The sequence below is a fragment of the Methylibium sp. Pch-M genome (assembly GCF_004136295.1).
In the GTDB taxonomy this organism is placed as follows: Bacteria; Pseudomonadota; Gammaproteobacteria; order Burkholderiales; family Burkholderiaceae_C; genus Methylibium; species Methylibium petroleiphilum.
Genome location: NZ_CP029606.1, coordinates 1,049,280 through 1,064,955, shown reverse-complemented (window position 1 = coordinate 1,064,955; position 15,676 = coordinate 1,049,280). Strand labels below are relative to the sequence as shown.

The window sequence follows — 15,676 nt, the reverse complement described above, 5'->3', positions numbered from 1 at the left end:
CTCCATGGCCACCGCCCCCGTCACCAACAGCTCGTCCAGCGTGTACGAAGCGCTGAACGGCAGCACCACCACCAAGACGGACGACGGCTCCGAACGCTTCCTCAAGCTGCTGGTCACGCAGATGAAGAACCAGGATCCGATGAACCCGATGGACAACGCGCAGGTCACCAGCCAGATCGCGCAGATCAACACGGTGACCGGCATCAGCACGCTCAACCAGACCGTGAAGTCGCTGTCGAGCCAGATGCTGTCCTCGCAGGTGCTGCAGGGCGCCGGGCTGGTGGGCCACACCGTGCTGATGGAGGGCAGCAAGCTGCACTTCGGCGAGGACGGCACGACGGCCGGTGGCTTCGAGCTCGCCAACGCGGCCGACAGCGTGAAGGTCGAGATCCTGTCGCCGAGCGGACGGGTGGTCGACACCATCAACATGGGGGCCGCCTCGGCCGGCCGCAGCGGCTTCGAATGGACCGCGCCCACCGGCACCAGCACCGACGGCATGACCTTCCGCGTCACGGCGAAGGCCGGCAGCACGACGCTGACGGCCACGCCGCTCACCACCGATCTCGTGAAGGCCGTCTCCACCAGCGGCGACACCCTGAACCTGGAGCTGCTGTTCGGCGGCTCGATCCCCTACACCCAGGTCAAGGCCATCTCCTGAGCCGCGCCTGCCGTCCCCTACCGAAGAGGAAATCCCCATGAGCTTCCAGCAAGGTCTGTCCGGTCTGAACGCCGCCAGCAAGAACCTCGAGATCATCGGCAACAACGTCGCCAATGCGTCCACCTTCGGGGCCAAGAGCTCGCGCGCCGAGTTCGGCGACGTGTACGCCAACGCGCTGAACGGCTCGGGCACCAACATGGTCGGCATCGGCGTCAACCTGGCCACCGTGGCCCAGCAGTTCACGCAGGGCAACATCACCACCACCGACAACCCGATGGACCTGGCGATCAACGGCTCGGGCTTCTTCCAGGTGAGCGACGGCAAGAACCCGACCATGTACGCCCGCAACGGCCAGTTCAAGATCGATCGCGACGGCTTCATCGTCAACAACTCGGGCTACAAGCTGCTGGGCTACCCGGCCGACGGTCAGGGCGTGATCGTGCCGGGCCAGGCCCAGGCGATCCAGCTGCCGACCGCCGGCATCGCGCCGCGCGCGACCGACCGCATCGCGATCGAGATGAATCTCGACGCGCGCCAGGCCGTCACCACGCCGGCCGCCGGCAGCATCGACTTCGACGATCCGGCCACTTACAACAACGCCACCTCCGTGACGGTCTACGACGCCAAGGGCCAGGACGTGGCGCTGACCTACTACTTCCAGAAGTCCGGCGCCGACCAGTGGGACGTGTACGTGACCGCGAACGGCACGCCGATCAGCGTCGACGGTACCGGCGCCGCGCTGCCCAGCACCACGATGACCTTTCCGGCCAACGGCTCGGCGCCGACCGCGCCGGTCGGTGCGGTGCCGATCGACATCCCCGCGACCACCAACGCCGCCGGCGGCACCACGCTGCCGATCACCGGCATCGAACTCGACGTGACGAGCGCGACGCAGTACGGCTCGGGTTTCGGCGTGACCGACATGTCGCAGACCGGCTACGCGCCCGGCCAGCTGTCGGGCATCTCGATCGAGGCCAACGGCGTGATCATGGCGCGCTACAGCAACGGCCAGTCCAAGCCGGGCGGCCAGCTCGAGCTCGCGAACTTCCGCAACCCGCAGGGCCTGCAGCCGCTGGGCAACAACGTCTGGGCCACCACCTTCACCTCCGGCGATCCGGTGGTCGGCGCGGCCGGCGATGGCAACTTCGGCGTGCTGCAGTCCGGCGCGCTGGAGGAAAGCAACATCGACCTGACCGGCGAGCTGGTCAACATGATCACCGCGCAACGCGTCTACCAGGCCAACGCGCAGACCGTGAAGACGCAGGACTCGATGATGCAGACGTTGGTCAACCTGCGCTGATTGCAGCGGGCACTGAGGAGTCGCGATGGACCGGATGATCTACTTGTCGATGTCGGGCGCGAAGGCGACGATGCAGCGGCAGGAGACGCTCGCGAACAACCTCGCGAACGCCTCGACCACCGGCTTCCGCGCCGAGCTGCAGGCCTTCCGCGCCGTGCCGGTGCGCGGCGACGGCGCCAGCACGCGCGTCTACTCGCTCGAGACCACCACCGGCTACGACCCCACCCCGGGGCCGATGGCCGCCACCGGCCGCGCGCTCGACGTGGCGATGCAGGGCAACGCCTGGCTGGCCGTGCAGGGGCTCGACGGCACCGAGGCCTACACCCGCATGGGCTCGCTGCAGGTCGACGCCGAAGGCACGCTGAAGACCTCCGGCGGCCTCACGGTGCTGGGCGATGGCGGCCCGATTGCGCTGCCGGCGAACTCGTCGCCGCAGATCGCCGCCGACGGCACGGTCAGCGTCAAGCAGGCCAACGGCGGCGTCACCTCGGTCGGCCGCCTCAAGCTCGTGACGCCCGAGGCCGCGCTCCAGCGCGGCGACGACGGCCTGTTCCGTGCCGCCGACGGCGACCTGCCGGTCGACCCGAATGCGCGGGTGGCCGAAGGCACGCTCGAGGGCAGCAACGTGAACCCGATCGAGAACATGGTGGCCATGATCGCCGCGGCGCGCCAGTTCGAGAGCCAGATGAAGATGCTGCAGACGGCCGAGGGCGACGAGAAGGCCGCCAGCCAGCTGCTGTCGATGAACGGCTGATGTCCAGGCCCTCGCGGAACTGGGGCCCGAACCGGGCGCTTATCCCGCGCTCGCGCGCCTTCATCCCCGTCATGATCGGCCGATGAGGAGCCCCCCGCCATGATGCGTTCCCTTTGGATTTCCAAGACCGGGATGGAGGCCCAGCAGACCCAGCTGGACCACATCTCGCACAACCTCGCCAACAGCGCGACGAACGGCTACAAGCGTTCGCACGCGGTGTTCGAGGACCTGATGTACCAGACCATCCGCCAGCCGGGCGCGAACAGCTCCGAGCAGACGCAGCTGCCCACCGGCCTGCAGCTCGGCCTGGGCACGCGCGCCGTCGCCACCTCGCGCCAGTTCAGCCAGGGCTCGCTGCAGCAGAGCACGAACCCGCTCGACCTCGCGGTCAAGGGCCAGGGCTTCTTCCAGATCCAGCTGCCCGACGGCACCACCGGCTACACCCGCGACGGGGCCTTCCAGGTCAGCGCGCAGGGCCAGCTGGTCACGAACAACGGCTACGTCGTGCAGCCCGGCATCACCATCCCGGCCAACGCACAGAACGTGACCATCGGCGCCGACGGCAACGTGAGCGTCACGCTGCCCGGCCAGGCGGCCGCGCAGACGGTCGGCCAGATCCAGCTCGCCAGCTTCGTGAACCCGGCAGGCCTGGAGCCGCGCGGCGAGAACCTCTACACCGAGACCGCGGCCTCGGGCACGCCGAATGCCGGCGCGCCGGACAGCAACGGCCTGGGCGCGATCGCCCAGGGCTTCGTCGAGGGCAGCAACGTCAACGTGGTCGAGGAACTGGTCGCGATGATCCAGACCCAGCGCGCCTACGAGCTCAACTCCAAGGCCATCCAGACCTCGGACCAGATGCTGCAGAAGCTGGCCCAGCTGTGAGCCTGAAAGCCGCCGCCATGTCCTTCGCCCTCCGCCGAGTCGCTGCGCTGGCGCCGCTCGTCCTGCTGTTCGGCTGCCAGGCGATGGCGCCCAAGGTCGACATCGCCGACACCTCGCCGGTGCTGCCGCAGGCGGTGGTGGCGCCGCCGGTCAACAACGGCGCGATCTTCCAGGGCGCCAGCTACCGGCCGCTGTTCGAGGACCACCGCGCGCGCCTGGTCGGCGACACGATCACGGTGCAGATCGTCGAGAAGGTGGCGGCCAGCCAGCAGTCCACCAGCAGCATCGACAAGAACGGCTCGGTCAACGGCAGCATCTCGGCGCTGCCGTTCTTTGCGCCCAACTCCTTCAAGCGCGCCTCGGCCACCGGCAGCAACGAGCAGGCCTTCGAGGGCAAGGGCACGACGGCCAGCGCCAACACCTTCAGCGGCACCATCACCGCGACCGTGATCAACGTGTTGCCCAACGGCCACCTCGTCATCAGCGGCGAGAAGCAGATCGGCGTGAACCAGCACGTCGACGTGCTGCGCTTCTCCGGCCAGGTCGACCCGCGGGCGATCCAGCCCGGCAACTCGGTCGCATCGGCGCAGATCGCCAACGTGCGCATCGAGCAGCGCGGCCGCGGCGCGCAGGCCGAAGCGCAGGGAATAGGCTGGTTGGGACGCTTCTTTTTGAACGTTCTGCCGCTCTAAAGTTTTCCAGAATGGTGGCATCCCCCTGGGAAAGCCACCACCATGCACCGCCCCTTCTTCCCTGCTGAACAGCGCGCCGACCTGCTGCTGCGCCTGCTGATCGCGTTCAGCCTGTTCATCGCCAGTGCGGCGGTCTGGTGGCCGGTCGATGCCCAGGCCGCGCGCCTGAAGGAAGTGGCCGCCGTGCAAGGCGTGCGCTCCAACCAGTTGATCGGCTACGGCCTCGTCGTCGGCCTCGACGGCACCGGCGACCAGACCACCCAGACCCCGTTCACGACGCAGAGCCTCAACGCGATGCTGCAGCAGCTGGGCGTCACGGTGCCGCCCGGCACCAGCGTGCAGCTGCGCAATGTCGCTGCGGTGATGGTCACCGCCTCGCTGCCGCCGTTCGCGCAGCCGGGCCAGCAGATCGACATCAACGTCTCGTCGATGGGCAATGCCAAGAGCCTGCGCGGCGGCACGCTCGTCGTCACGCCGCTGCGTGGCGCCGACGGCCAGATCTACGCGCTGGCGCAGGGCAACCTGATCATCGGCGGCGCCGGCGCCTCGGCCGGCGGCTCCAAGGTCCAGGTCAACACGCTCAACGCGGGCCGGGTGCCCGGCGGCGCCACCGTGGAGCGCGGCGTGCCCACGCCGCTGGCCCAGGGCGATGCGATCCAGCTCGACCTCAATGCCGCCGACTACTCGACCGCGCGCGAAGTGGCGCGCGTGATCAACGGCAAGATGGGCGCGAACACCGCCCAGGCGCTGGACGGCCGCACGGTGCGCGTGCTGATGCCGGCCGACGCGAATGCGCGCGTGGCCTTCCTGGCCGACATCGAGAACCTGCCGATCGACCTGGCCGCGCCGGCTGCGCGCGTGGTCGTCAACGCCCGCACCGGCTCGGTGGTGGTGAACCAGTCCGTCACGCTCAACCCCTGCGCGGTGGCGCACGGCAACCTGTCGGTCACGATCAGCTCGCAGCCGGTCATCAGCCAGCCGGGTCCGCTGTCGAGCGGCCAGACGGTGGTGGCCGAGCGCGCCGACATCGCCATCAAGCAGGACGCCGGCTCGCTGATCCAGTTGCCGGCCGGCACGCAGCTCACCGACGTCGTGAAGGCGCTGAACTCGCTCGGCGCGACGCCGCAGGAACTGCTGGCGATCCTGCAGGCCATCAAGGCGGCGGGCGCGCTGAACGCCGAGCTCGAGGTGATCTGACGTGAAGTCGACCGTCGGCCTCGACGCCAACGCGCTGCGCTCGTTGCAGGCGAACGCGAGCGCCGACCCGCGTGCGGCGATCAAGGAGACGGCCAAGCAGTTCGAGGCGCTGTTCATGCAGCAGCTGATGAAGAGCATGCGCCAGGCCACGATGTCCAGCGGCATGCTCGACAACTCGGGCACCCAGATGGGCACCGAGCTGCTCGACACCCAGTTCGCGCAGAAGCTCACCGGCCTGCCCGGGGGGCTGAGCGCCCAGATCGCGCGGCAGCTCGAGCAGCAGCTCAACGGCAAGGTCGCCGCCGTCACCGCGCCCACGGCGCGGGCCGGCGCTGCCGAGGGGGCGCAGGTGTGGAACCGCCTGCCCGGCGCGTCGCGGGCACAGGACTTCGTGGCGCGCCACAACAGCGCTGCCGAGCAGGCCGAGGCCGAGACCGGCATCCCCGCCGCCTTCATCCTGAGCCAGGCCGCGCACGAATCGGGCTGGGGCCAGCGCGAGATCAGGAACGCCGACGGCAGCAGCAGCCACAACGTGTTCGGCATCAAGGCCGGCGCCAGCTGGAAGGGCGCCGTCACCGTGGTCACCACGACCGAGTACGTGAACGGCCAGCCGCAGAAGGTGAAGGCGAAGTTCCGCGCCTACGCGACGCCGGAAGACGCCTTCCGCGACTACGCCAGCCTCATCAAGAACAGCCCCCGCTACGCCAAGGTGGTGGAGCAGGGGGGCACCGCGCAAGGCTTCGCGGTGAACCTGCAGCGCGCCGGCTATGCCACCGATCCGGCCTACGCCGCGAAGCTCGGTCGCGTCATCAACACCACGCTGCGCCTGCAGCGCACCCTGACCGCGTGAGGAGTAGCCCATGGCCGGCCTGATGTCCCTCGGCACGCGCGCGATGTTCGCGAACTACGCGACGCTGCAGACGATCGGCAACAACATCGCCAACGCCAACACGCCCGGCTACTCGCGCCAGCAGGTCGAGCTCGGCACGGCCGGCGGTCAGTCGACCGGCGCCGGCTTCTTCGGCCAGGGCGTGAACGTGCAGACCGTGACGCGGGCGAGCGACGCCTTCCTGACGCGCGACGCCGCGATGTCGAAGTCGCAGGCGGCGCGCGACGCGGCGCGGCTCGAACAGCTCGAGCGCCTGGAGAAGGTGTTCCCGACCGGCGAGTCCGGCCTCGGCTATGCCGCGGGCGACCTGCTGAATGCCTTCGTCGACGTGGCCAACCGCCCGCAGGACGCCTCGGCGCGCCAGGTGGTGCTGGCGCGCGCCGAGGAACTGGCCTCGCGTTTCCGCGCCGCCGACAGCCAGCTCGACGCGCTGCAGAGCGGCGTGACCGAGGACGTGAAGAACTCGGTCACCGTGGTCAATACGCTGGCCAAGCGCGTGGCCGACATCAACCGCCAGATCGCCGCGGCGCAGGGCAGCGGCCATGCGCCGAACGACCTGCTCGACCAGCGCGACCAGCTGATCAGCGAGATCGGCAGCTACGTGCAGGTCACCACCATCGAGGCCGACGACGGCTCGCTGGGGGTCTTCATCGGCGGCGGCCAGCGGCTGGTGCTCGGCAGCACTGCCCAGCAGCTCAAGGTCGTGCCGGACACCTACGACGCCGCCAAGGTGCGCCTGGCGATCAGCGAGGCCGGCGGCGACCGCATGCTGCCCGAGGACGCGCTGGTGGCGGGCAAGCTGCCCGGCCTGCTGGCCTTCCAGAACGAGGACCTGGCCGACGCGCGGGCGATGATCGGGCAGCTGGCCAGTGCGATCGCCGGCGCGGTGAACCGCCAGCAGTCGCTCGGCCTGGACCTGGGGCAGCCGGCGGGCAGCGGTGCGCCGCTGTTCGCGCTCGGGGCGCCCGCGGCCTTGCCGGCGTCGACCAATGCGCGCGACGCCGGCGGCAACTTCCTGTCCTCGGTCTCGCTCACCGTGGCCGATCCGAAGCAGCTGCAGGCCAGCGACTACGAACTCCGCACCGACGCCAGCACGCCGGGGCAGTACTTCCTGACCCGGCTCAGCGACGGCGTGACGCGCACGGTCGCCGACGGCGACACCATCGACGGCTTCACCCTCGACATCGGCACGCCGGCGCCGGGCGCGACCGACCGCTTCCTGCTGCAGCCGGTGAGCCAGGCCGCGCAGGGCATGGCGCGGGTGCTCAACAACCCCAACGGCATCGCCGCGTCGTCGCCGGTGGTGGCGACGGTGGCCTCCGGCAACACCGGCACGGCCACGGTGGGCTCGCTCACCGTCACCAGCACGGCGCTGGACCCGACCCAGACCGCGAACATCAGCTTCACCGACGACAGCGGCAACTACAACTGGGAGCTGCGCGACGCCAGCAATGCGGTGGTCAGCAGCGGCACCGGCACCTGGACCGCGGGATCGACCATCGCGCTGAACGGCTTCGAGCTCACGCTGGCTGGCGTGCCGCGCAGCGGCGACGCGGTGCAGGTCGCGCCCACCACCTTCCCGGCCGCGAACAACGGCAATGCGCTGTCGCTGCTGGCCCTGCGCGATGCCGGCATCGTGGGCGAGCAGCTGCTGGCCGGCGGCGTGGTGTCGGCGGGCGAGAGCATCACCAGCGCCTACGCCAGCGCGATGGCCGACATCGGCGTGCGGGTGCAGAGCGCCCGCTCGTCGAGCAACATCTCCACCGCCGTGGCGACCAATGCCGAGGCGGCGCGCGCCGGCGTGTCCGGCGTGAACCTCGACGAGGAAGCCGCGCGCCTGATCCAGTTCCAGCAGGCCTACCAGGCCGCTGCCAAGGTCCTGCAGGTGGCGCAGAGCGTGTTCGAAACCCTGCTCAGCGCCGCCGCTCGCTGACCGATCGATACGACGAGGACTCCTCCATGCGCGTGAGCACTTCCAGCACCTACGACGCCACCATCGCGAACCTGCAGCGCCGGGCCCAGGAGCTGAGCCGCAGCCAGGAGCAGATGAGCAGCCTGAAGCGCGTCAACCGCGCCAGCGACGACCCGACGGCGGCCGCGCGGGCCGAACGGGCGCTCGCCGTCGAGGCGCGCAGCGCCGCGACGCAGCGCGCCATTGACACCAGCATGAACGCGGTGAGCCAGACCGAATCGACCCTCGGCGACGCGCTCGGTCTGCTCCAGCAGGCGCGCGACTCGGTAGTCTCGGCCGGCAATGCCAGCTTCAGCGACGCCGAGCGCGCCAACCTCGCCATCAGCCTGCGCCAGATGCGCGCCGAACTGCTGACCATCGCCAACAGCCCGGACGGCGCCGGCAGCTACCTGTTCGCCGGGCAGGGCGCGAGCAACCCGCCGTTCGTCGACACTCCCACCGGCGTGCAGTTCCGCGGCGTGTCGGGCGAGACCGGTGCGCCCTCCACCGAGCCGCTGCCGCTGACGATGGACGGCCGCAGCACCTGGCTGCAGGCCTCCAGCGGCAACGGCGTGTTCGTGACCAGCGCCACCCAGCAGGCCGGTACCGGGTGGATCAACGCCGGCAGCGTGATCGATCCGTCGGCCGCGACCGGTGATCCCTACAGCCTGAGCTTCACCGTGGCCGGCGGCGTGACGACCTACACCGTGCTGCGCGACGGCAACCCGACCGCGCTGACCGACGTGCCCTACCAGAGCGGGCAGGCGATCGAGATCGACGGCCTGTCGTTCACCGTGACCGGCGCGCCGGCCGACGCCGACCGCTTCGACCTCACCCCGTCGTCGGCCTCGCTCAGCATCTTCGACGTGCTCGACCGCGTCGCCACCGAGCTGGAGACGCCCGGGCGCAACAACGGCCAGATCGCGCAGTCGGTGGCCACCGCGCTGCGTGACATCGACGCGTCCAGCGCCAGGCTGACGGCGCAGCGCGCCGTGGCGGGCGAGACGCTGAACCGCATCGACCGCGCCGCCGAGCGCCTGAGCGGCCAGAAGCTCGCCGCGCAGACCGACCGCTCGCAGGCGGAAGATCTCGACATGGTCGAGGCGATTTCCACGTTCCAGAAACAACAGACCGGCTACGAGGCGGCGCTGAAGTCCTATGCTTCGGTGCAGAACCTGTCGCTGTTCCAATACCTCAATGTGTGATTCGTCTGCGGAGACCCTTTCGTGAGTGACTCCCTCCTTGGCCAGGTGGCGCTGAGCTACTCCCCGATGATCGATCGTCAGCGCACGGTCAGCGCGACCCGCCTGACGGTGTTCCCGCTGCAGCCCGGCGCCGAGCTCGACGCGGCCGGCCTGCTCGAGGAGGTGGCCGGCGTGTGGCCCGAGGGCGGCGGCCAGGTGTCGCTGAACGTCGTCAGCGAGAACCTGCTGACCGGCCTGCTGCAGGCGCAGCCGACACCGAACGTGATGATCGAGATCCCGGCCTTCATGGCCGGCGACGAGGCGCACACCCAGGCCATCCAGGACCTGCATGCGCGGGGCAGCACCCTGCTCATCAAGGGCCGGCCGCTGCGCGAGCTGCCGCGCGAGGTGCTGCCCTGCTTCCGCTACTCGATCGTCGACCTGGCCGACGACCGCCGCGTCGGCGAGACGGCACCGGCTGCCGGCTTCACGCGCAGCATCGGCTACGTGCAGTCGGGCGTGAACACGCTCGTCGACATGGAGGCCTCGTTCACGCGTGGTGCGGTCGCGGTGCTCGGCTGGCCGATGGACGACGCGATCGCGCACTCCGACGTCGGCAAGCAGAAGGACCCCAAGGCGGCGACGCCGGACCTGCAGGTGATGGTCGAGCTGATCCACCGGGTCGACCAGCAGGAGCCGATCGAGAAGCTCGAGGACACGCTGCGGCGCGACCCGACGCTGGCCTTCAAGCTGATGCGCTACATCAACTCGCCGGCCTTCGGGCTGAGCGTGGAGATCAGCTCGTTCCGCCACGCCATCATGATGCTGGGCTACAGCCGGCTCAAGCGCTGGCTGGCTCTGCTGCTGGCCACCGGCAGCAAGGACGCCAACCTCAAGCCGGTGATGTTCGCCGCCGTGCGCCGGGGCATGCTGATGGAGGAGCTGGTGCGCAACCTCGGCGACGAGGAGATGCGCAACGAGCTCTTCATCTGCGGCGTGTTCTCGCTGCTCGACCGCATGTTCAAGCAGCCGTTCTCCGATCTGCTGAGCACGATCCCGGTACCCGAGCGGGTGTACCAGGCGCTGGCCGACGAGTCCGGGCCCTATGCCCCGTACTGCACGCTGGTGCGCGCGGTCGAGGGCAACGCGCTGGACGCGATCCGCGAGGCCTGCGACGGCCTGTTCACCGATCCGGCCGAGATCAACCGCGGCCTGCTGCGCGCGCTGGCGAAAGCGGCGCAGCTGGACGCCTGAGCGTTCAGCCGTCTCCGGCGGCCACCTTGCCCAGGTAGTTGCCGAAGTCGATCACCCCGCCTGCCGCGGGGACACGGGCCACGTCCTGCGCCGGCAGCACGTCCTGCACCAGGTCGATCCGCTTCCACTGCGCCAGCGGCGCCTCGCAGGCGGCCTGCGGCACGTACTTCGACGGTGCGATCTTCTGGTGCCGATGGATGTAGCGCGGGCAGTTGACGAAGATCGACGAGATCGCCAGCCGCACCACCAGCTCCGCTCCGGGGTAGTGGGCCTTCAGCGGGTCGTCGTCGGCGATCGAGGCCTCGCCGTGCACGCGCAGGCGGTGCGGGGTCTCGAAGTCGATGAACAGCAGGCCGATCTTCGCGCTGGCGCGGATGTTGCCGGTCGACAGGAACATGCCGTTGCCGTCGTAGCTCGGGAAGGCCAGCGTCCTGGTGTCGACCACCCGCACGAAGCCCGGGGCGCCGCCCTTGTAGGAGCAGGACGGCTGACCGTCGGCGCCGACCGAGGCGAGGAAGAACATGTCGCGGCTCTCGATGAAGCCGCGCTCGTCGTCCTGCACTTCGTCGTGAATGATCAGTTCGGTGAGGCGGTCCGCCAGTGCGCGGCTGCCGAACCGGTCCTGAAGCTGGCGCTGTGCGTCGCCATAGAAATCGCTCATCCGGGGTCTCCTTTGGGGCCGATCGGGCCGTGTGACGCAAACGAACGCGCTAGGGTAGGGGCGAGCCCGTCCGTTGCGGGCCCAGGATTACCCACAGAACCGCTGCGCCTGCCGGCGCCCGATGGGGCGGTGGCGCGGCCCGCGGTCTAATGTCGCCATGGCCAAGCCCACCGCGCCCGCCGGCTGGACCGACACCCACTGCCACCTCGACGCCCCGGAGTTCGACGCCGATCGGACGGCCGTGGTCGAGCGTGCGCGCCACGCCGGGGTCACGCAGATCGTGCTGCCGGCGGTCGCGCCGTTCGACTTCGATACCGTGCGGGAACTGGCGCACCGCCACGGGCTGGCCTATGCGCTGGGCGTCCACCCGATGTACACCGGCCCGCTCGACGACGCGGCACTCGACGCGCTGCGCGAGGCGCTGGCGGCGCACCGCGACGACCCCCGGCTGGTCGCCGTCGGCGAGATCGGTCTGGACCACTTCGTGCCGGGGCTGGATCGCGCGAAGCAGGAGCACTTCTACGTGCAGCAGCTCGCGATGGCGCGCGAGGCCGGCCTGCCGGTGCTGCTGCACGTGCGCCGCTCGGCCGACAGCCTGCTCAAGCACCTGCGCCGCATGCCGGAGGTCGGTGGCATCGCACACGCGTTCAACGGCAGCGCCCAGCAGGCGCAGTCCTTCGTGGCCCAGGGCTTCAAGCTCGGCTTCGGGGGCGCAATGAGTTTCGAGCGCGCACTGCAGCTGCGCCGGCTGGCGACCGAACTGCCGCTGGAGGCCATCGTGCTGGAGACCGATGCGCCCGACATCCCGCCACAGTGGCTGTACCGCACCGCGGCCCAGCGCACCGCCGGCGAGCGCAGCCGCAACGAGCCGGCGGAACTGCCGCGCATCGCCGCCGGGTTGGCCGCCCTGCGAGGCCTGACGCCCGAGGCGCTGGCACATGCGACCCAGGCCAATGCGCGCACGGCCCTGCCGCGCCTGGCCATGCTCGATGCCGTGGGGGTGTCAACATGACCCGACCGCAGGAGCCCGATGCCCTGGCCGCCGGATCGCGGGCCGATGCCGCCACGCTGCCGCCCCTGTCCGGCCTGCCACCGGTCGTCGGCCCGGCCACGCGCCTGGTGGTGCTGGGCAGTTTCCCCGGCGCGGCCTCGCTGGCCGCACAGCAGTACTACGCCCATCCCCGCAACCACTTCTGGCCGCTGCTGTCGGCGCTGTGGGGCCTGGACCTGCGCGCGCTCGACTACCCGCAGCGGCTGCAGGCGCTCACCGCGCGCGGTCTCGGCCTGTGGGACGTGTACGCCACCTGCCGCCGCGAAGGCAGCCTGGACAGCGCGATCCGCGACACGCGGCCCAACGACCTGGCGGGCCTGCGCCGGCTGGCGCCGCACTGGCAGGCCGTGGCCCACAACGGCGGCGAGTCGGCGCGGTCGGCGCGCCTCACCGCCGCGCTCGGGCTGGTGGTGCACCGGCTGCCCTCCACCAGCCCGGCCAACGCCAGCTGGTCCTTCGAGCGCAAGCTCGCAGCCTGGCGGGCGGTCTTCGAACAACACGGACTGATCCCTACCTCCTGATGGCGACCTCCCGCAAGCCCAAGGCGCCGACGCTCGCGCCGGCCACGATGTCCGAATTCGACGGCGTGCGCTACCTGCACCTCGGCACGCCCTGGGTGCAGGGCGCGATGCGCATCGCCAAACCGCAGAAGATCGAGCTCGAGTACGTGCAGCGCATGATGGCGTGGATGCTGCTCTCGGACCGACTGCACGGTGCTGCGGTCGAGAAGGACCGCGACGGCGAGCCTCCGCATGCGGTGCAGCTGGGCCTGGGTGCGGCGGCCATCACGCGCTTTTGCCACAAGAAGCTGCGCTGGCGCACCACCGCGGTCGAGATCAACCCGAGCGTGATCGGCGTGTGCCGCCTGTGGTTCAAGCTGCCGGCCGACGACGCGCGATTGGCGGTGATCGAGGCCGATGCTGGCGCCTACGCGGCCGATGCGGCGCACGCCGGCCAGGCCGACGCGCTGTGTGTCGATCTCTACGACCACGATGCCGCGGCGCCGGTGCTGGACGACGAGGCCTTCTACCGCGGCTGCCGCGCGTTGCTGGCGGAGGGTGGGGTGATGAGCGTCAACCTGTTCGGCCGCGACGTGAGCTTCGATCGCAGCGCGCGGCGCATCGCCGCGGTGTTCGGTGCCGACCGGATCCTGATGCTCAAGCCGACCCGCGAGGGCAACACCATCCTGCTGGCCTGGCGAGGCGGCGATCGGCCGGGGCGTGAAGAACTCGAACGCCGTGCCGTGGCGATCGAGGCAAAGTTCGACCTGCCGGCCCGCAAATGGCTCAAGCTCTTGCAGAATCTGCCCGATCGGTCTCCCACCGCCGCATGAACGCACGCACTTCCTCCACACCCAGGACCGCCGCCGCGGCGCCCGCTGAGGCCCCCCGCGGCCCGCTGCACTGGCGCCAGCTGGTGACCTGGCTGCTGACCGACGGCGTGATCACGCTCGAGGACGGCAAGCGCGTTGCACAGCGCTTCGGCGCCGGCGACAGCGCGCAGCATCCGCTGGTGCGGCTGAGCGGGGCCGGGCTGGTGCATGCGAGCTCCGGCGCGGCGCTCGACGTCGAGGCGCTGACCGAGTGGCTCGCCGGGCGCTGCCAGCTGCCCTATGTGCGCATCGACCCGCTGAAGGTCGACGTGGCGCGCGTGGCCGACGTGATGTCGGCCACCTACGCCGAGCGCCGCCGCGCGCTGCCGCTGCAGGTCGGCCCGACCGAGGCGCTGGTGGCGACCTGCGAGCCCTTCGACACCGACTGGCTGCCGCAGATCGAGGCCCACACGCGCAAGACCATCAAGCTCGCGCTCGCCAGCCCGCTGGAGATCCAGCGCTACACCACCGAGTTCTACACGCTGTCGCGCTCGGTGCGTGCGGCGCAGAAGAGCGGCGACGGCGCCGGGCCGGCCAGCTTCGAGCAACTCGTCGAGCTGGGCAAGAGCAACAAGCAGCTCGACGCCAACGACCAGGGCGTGGTGCAGGTGGTCGACTGGCTGTGGCAGTACGCCTTCGACCAGCGTGCCTCCGACATCCACCTCGAGCCGCGCCGCGAGATGGGTGCGATCCGCTTCCGCATCGACGGCGTGCTGCACACCGTCTACCAGGTGCCGCTGTCGGTGATGGGCGCAATGACGAGCCGCATCAAGCTGCTCGGCCGCATGGACGTGGTCGAGAAGCGACGCCCCCTCGACGGTCGCATCAAGACGCGCCGGCCCGGCCCCGAGGGCACGTCGCGCGACGTGGAAATGCGCCTGTCCACGCTGCCCACCGCGTTCGGCGAGAAGATGGTGATGCGCATCTTCGACCCCGATGCCGCGGTCAAGCCGTTGTCGGGACTGGGTTTCGCGCCGCACGAGGTGCGGCTGTGGGAGGAGCTCGTCACGCGCTCGCACGGCATCATCCTCGTGACCGGCCCCACCGGTTCGGGCAAGACCACCACGCTCTACTCCACGCTCAAGCGTCTGGCGACCGACGAGGTCAATGTCTGCACCATCGAGGACCCGATCGAGATGATCGAGCCGGCCTTCAACCAGACCCAGGTCCAGCCGGTGCTCGACCTCGGCTTCGCCGAGGGCCTGCGCGCGCTGATGCGCCAGGACCCGGACATCATCATGGTCGGCGAGATCCGCGACCTCGAGACCGCCGAGATGGCGATCCAGGCCGCGCTCACGGGGCACCTGGTGTTCAGCACACTGCACACCAACGACGCCGCGGCGGCTGTCACGCGGCTCACCGACCTCGGCGTGCCGCCCTACCTGATCGGCGCGACGGTGATCGGCGTGCTGGCGCAGCGCCTGGTGCGCACGCTCTGTCCGTCGTGCAAGCAGCCCGACGACAGTGCCACCGGCCGCGAGGTGCTCGACGAGGCCATCCGGCCCTGGAAGCTCAACGGCGAGTACCGGCCCTGCAAGCCCGTCGGCTGTCTCGAATGCCGCCACACCGGCTACCGCGGCCGGGCCGGCCTGTACGAGCTGCTGGAGCTGAACGACGCACTGCAGTCGAGCCTCCATCCGCACTACGACGCCGGCGCCCTGCGCAGGCAGGCCGCGAAGCAGGGCCTGCAGCCGCTGCGACTGGCCGGTGCGATGAAGGTCGCGCAGGGCCTGACCACGATCGACGAGGTGCTGCGCGCCACGCCGCGCTGGGAGACCTAGCCCGACGCTGACATCGTGCCGGGGCTCTCGGACGCTACGTGTAAACCACA

15 protein-coding genes are annotated in these 15,676 nt (G+C 70.3%); 14 read left to right on the top strand and 1 reads right to left on the bottom strand.

Annotated elements, in window-relative coordinates:
- Positions 1–4: 4 nt before the first annotated feature.
- The 10 genes from C1M51_RS05010 (at position 5) to C1M51_RS04965 (ending at position 10,761) form a co-directional block, all read left to right on the top strand.
- Positions 5–658 carry a flagellar hook assembly protein FlgD gene (locus tag C1M51_RS05010; protein WP_129448510.1) on the top strand — a complete coding sequence of 218 codons (654 nt, stop codon included), beginning with the start codon at positions 5–7 and terminating at the stop codon, positions 656–658.
- A 37-nt stretch (positions 659–695) separates the two neighbouring features.
- The gene (flgE, locus tag C1M51_RS05005; protein ID WP_129448509.1) at positions 696–1,958 is read left to right on the top strand and encodes a flagellar hook protein FlgE; all 1,263 of its coding nucleotides are present in this window, start codon (positions 696–698) and stop codon (positions 1,956–1,958) included.
- 25 nt (positions 1,959–1,983) lie between these two features.
- Positions 1,984–2,712: a flagellar basal-body rod protein FlgF gene (flgF, locus tag C1M51_RS05000; RefSeq protein WP_011830645.1), complete on the top strand. Its 729-nt coding sequence runs from the start codon at positions 1,984–1,986 to the stop codon at positions 2,710–2,712.
- Positions 2,713–2,811: 99 nt separating this feature from the next.
- Positions 2,812–3,594, top strand: coding sequence for a flagellar basal-body rod protein FlgG (flgG, locus tag C1M51_RS04995; RefSeq protein WP_011830644.1), 783 nt, complete (start codon positions 2,812–2,814; stop codon positions 3,592–3,594).
- 17 nt (positions 3,595–3,611) lie between these two features.
- Positions 3,612–4,286, top strand: a complete 675-nt coding sequence (locus C1M51_RS04990) for a flagellar basal body L-ring protein FlgH (RefSeq protein ID WP_129448508.1) — start codon at positions 3,612–3,614, stop codon at positions 4,284–4,286.
- 42 nt (positions 4,287–4,328) lie between these two features.
- Positions 4,329–5,483: a flagellar basal body P-ring protein FlgI gene (locus tag C1M51_RS04985; protein ID WP_036230073.1), complete on the top strand. Its 1,155-nt coding sequence runs from the start codon at positions 4,329–4,331 to the stop codon at positions 5,481–5,483.
- Position 5,484: 1 nt separating this feature from the next.
- The gene (gene flgJ, locus C1M51_RS04980; protein WP_129448507.1) at positions 5,485–6,333 is read left to right on the top strand and encodes a flagellar assembly peptidoglycan hydrolase FlgJ; all 849 of its coding nucleotides are present in this window, start codon (positions 5,485–5,487) and stop codon (positions 6,331–6,333) included.
- A 10-nt stretch (positions 6,334–6,343) separates the two neighbouring features.
- Positions 6,344–8,305, top strand: coding sequence for a flagellar hook-associated protein FlgK (gene flgK, locus C1M51_RS04975; protein WP_129448506.1), 1,962 nt, complete (start codon positions 6,344–6,346; stop codon positions 8,303–8,305).
- Positions 8,306–8,331: 26 nt separating this feature from the next.
- Positions 8,332–9,528, top strand: a complete 1,197-nt coding sequence (gene flgL / locus C1M51_RS04970) for a flagellar hook-associated protein FlgL (protein ID WP_129448505.1) — start codon at positions 8,332–8,334, stop codon at positions 9,526–9,528.
- Between the two features lie 21 nt (positions 9,529–9,549).
- Positions 9,550–10,761: an EAL and HDOD domain-containing protein gene (locus tag C1M51_RS04965; protein WP_129448504.1), complete on the top strand. Its 1,212-nt coding sequence runs from the start codon at positions 9,550–9,552 to the stop codon at positions 10,759–10,761.
- A gap of 4 nt (positions 10,762–10,765) precedes the next feature.
- Here the strand turns inward: C1M51_RS04965 and C1M51_RS04960 are convergent, their stop codons facing one another.
- A complete protein-coding gene (locus tag C1M51_RS04960) occupies positions 10,766–11,422 on the bottom strand; it encodes a pyridoxamine 5'-phosphate oxidase family protein (RefSeq protein ID WP_129448503.1) in 657 nt (218 codons plus the stop codon).
- A 157-nt stretch (positions 11,423–11,579) separates the two neighbouring features.
- Between C1M51_RS04960 and C1M51_RS04955 the strand changes: the two genes are divergently transcribed.
- The 4 genes from C1M51_RS04955 to C1M51_RS04940 are packed head-to-tail and all read left to right on the top strand — an operon-like array spanning position 11,580 to position 15,626.
- Entirely contained in the window at positions 11,580–12,434 is an 855-nt protein-coding gene (locus tag C1M51_RS04955; RefSeq protein WP_129448502.1) for a TatD family hydrolase, read from the top strand.
- Positions 12,431–12,994 carry a DNA-deoxyinosine glycosylase gene (locus C1M51_RS04950; protein ID WP_129448501.1) on the top strand — a complete coding sequence of 188 codons (564 nt, stop codon included), beginning with the start codon at positions 12,431–12,433 and terminating at the stop codon, positions 12,992–12,994. The genes C1M51_RS04955 and C1M51_RS04950 overlap by 4 nt, the downstream gene beginning before the upstream one ends.
- Positions 12,994–13,806 (top strand): spermidine synthase, encoded by an 813-nt coding sequence (locus tag C1M51_RS04945; protein ID WP_129448500.1) that lies wholly within the window; start codon positions 12,994–12,996, stop codon positions 13,804–13,806. Before C1M51_RS04950 ends, C1M51_RS04945 begins: the two co-directional genes overlap by 1 nt.
- Positions 13,803–15,626 carry a GspE/PulE family protein gene (locus tag C1M51_RS04940; RefSeq protein WP_129448499.1) on the top strand — a complete coding sequence of 608 codons (1,824 nt, stop codon included), beginning with the start codon at positions 13,803–13,805 and terminating at the stop codon, positions 15,624–15,626. Before C1M51_RS04945 ends, C1M51_RS04940 begins: the two co-directional genes overlap by 4 nt.
- The last annotated feature ends 50 nt before the right edge of the window (positions 15,627–15,676 follow it).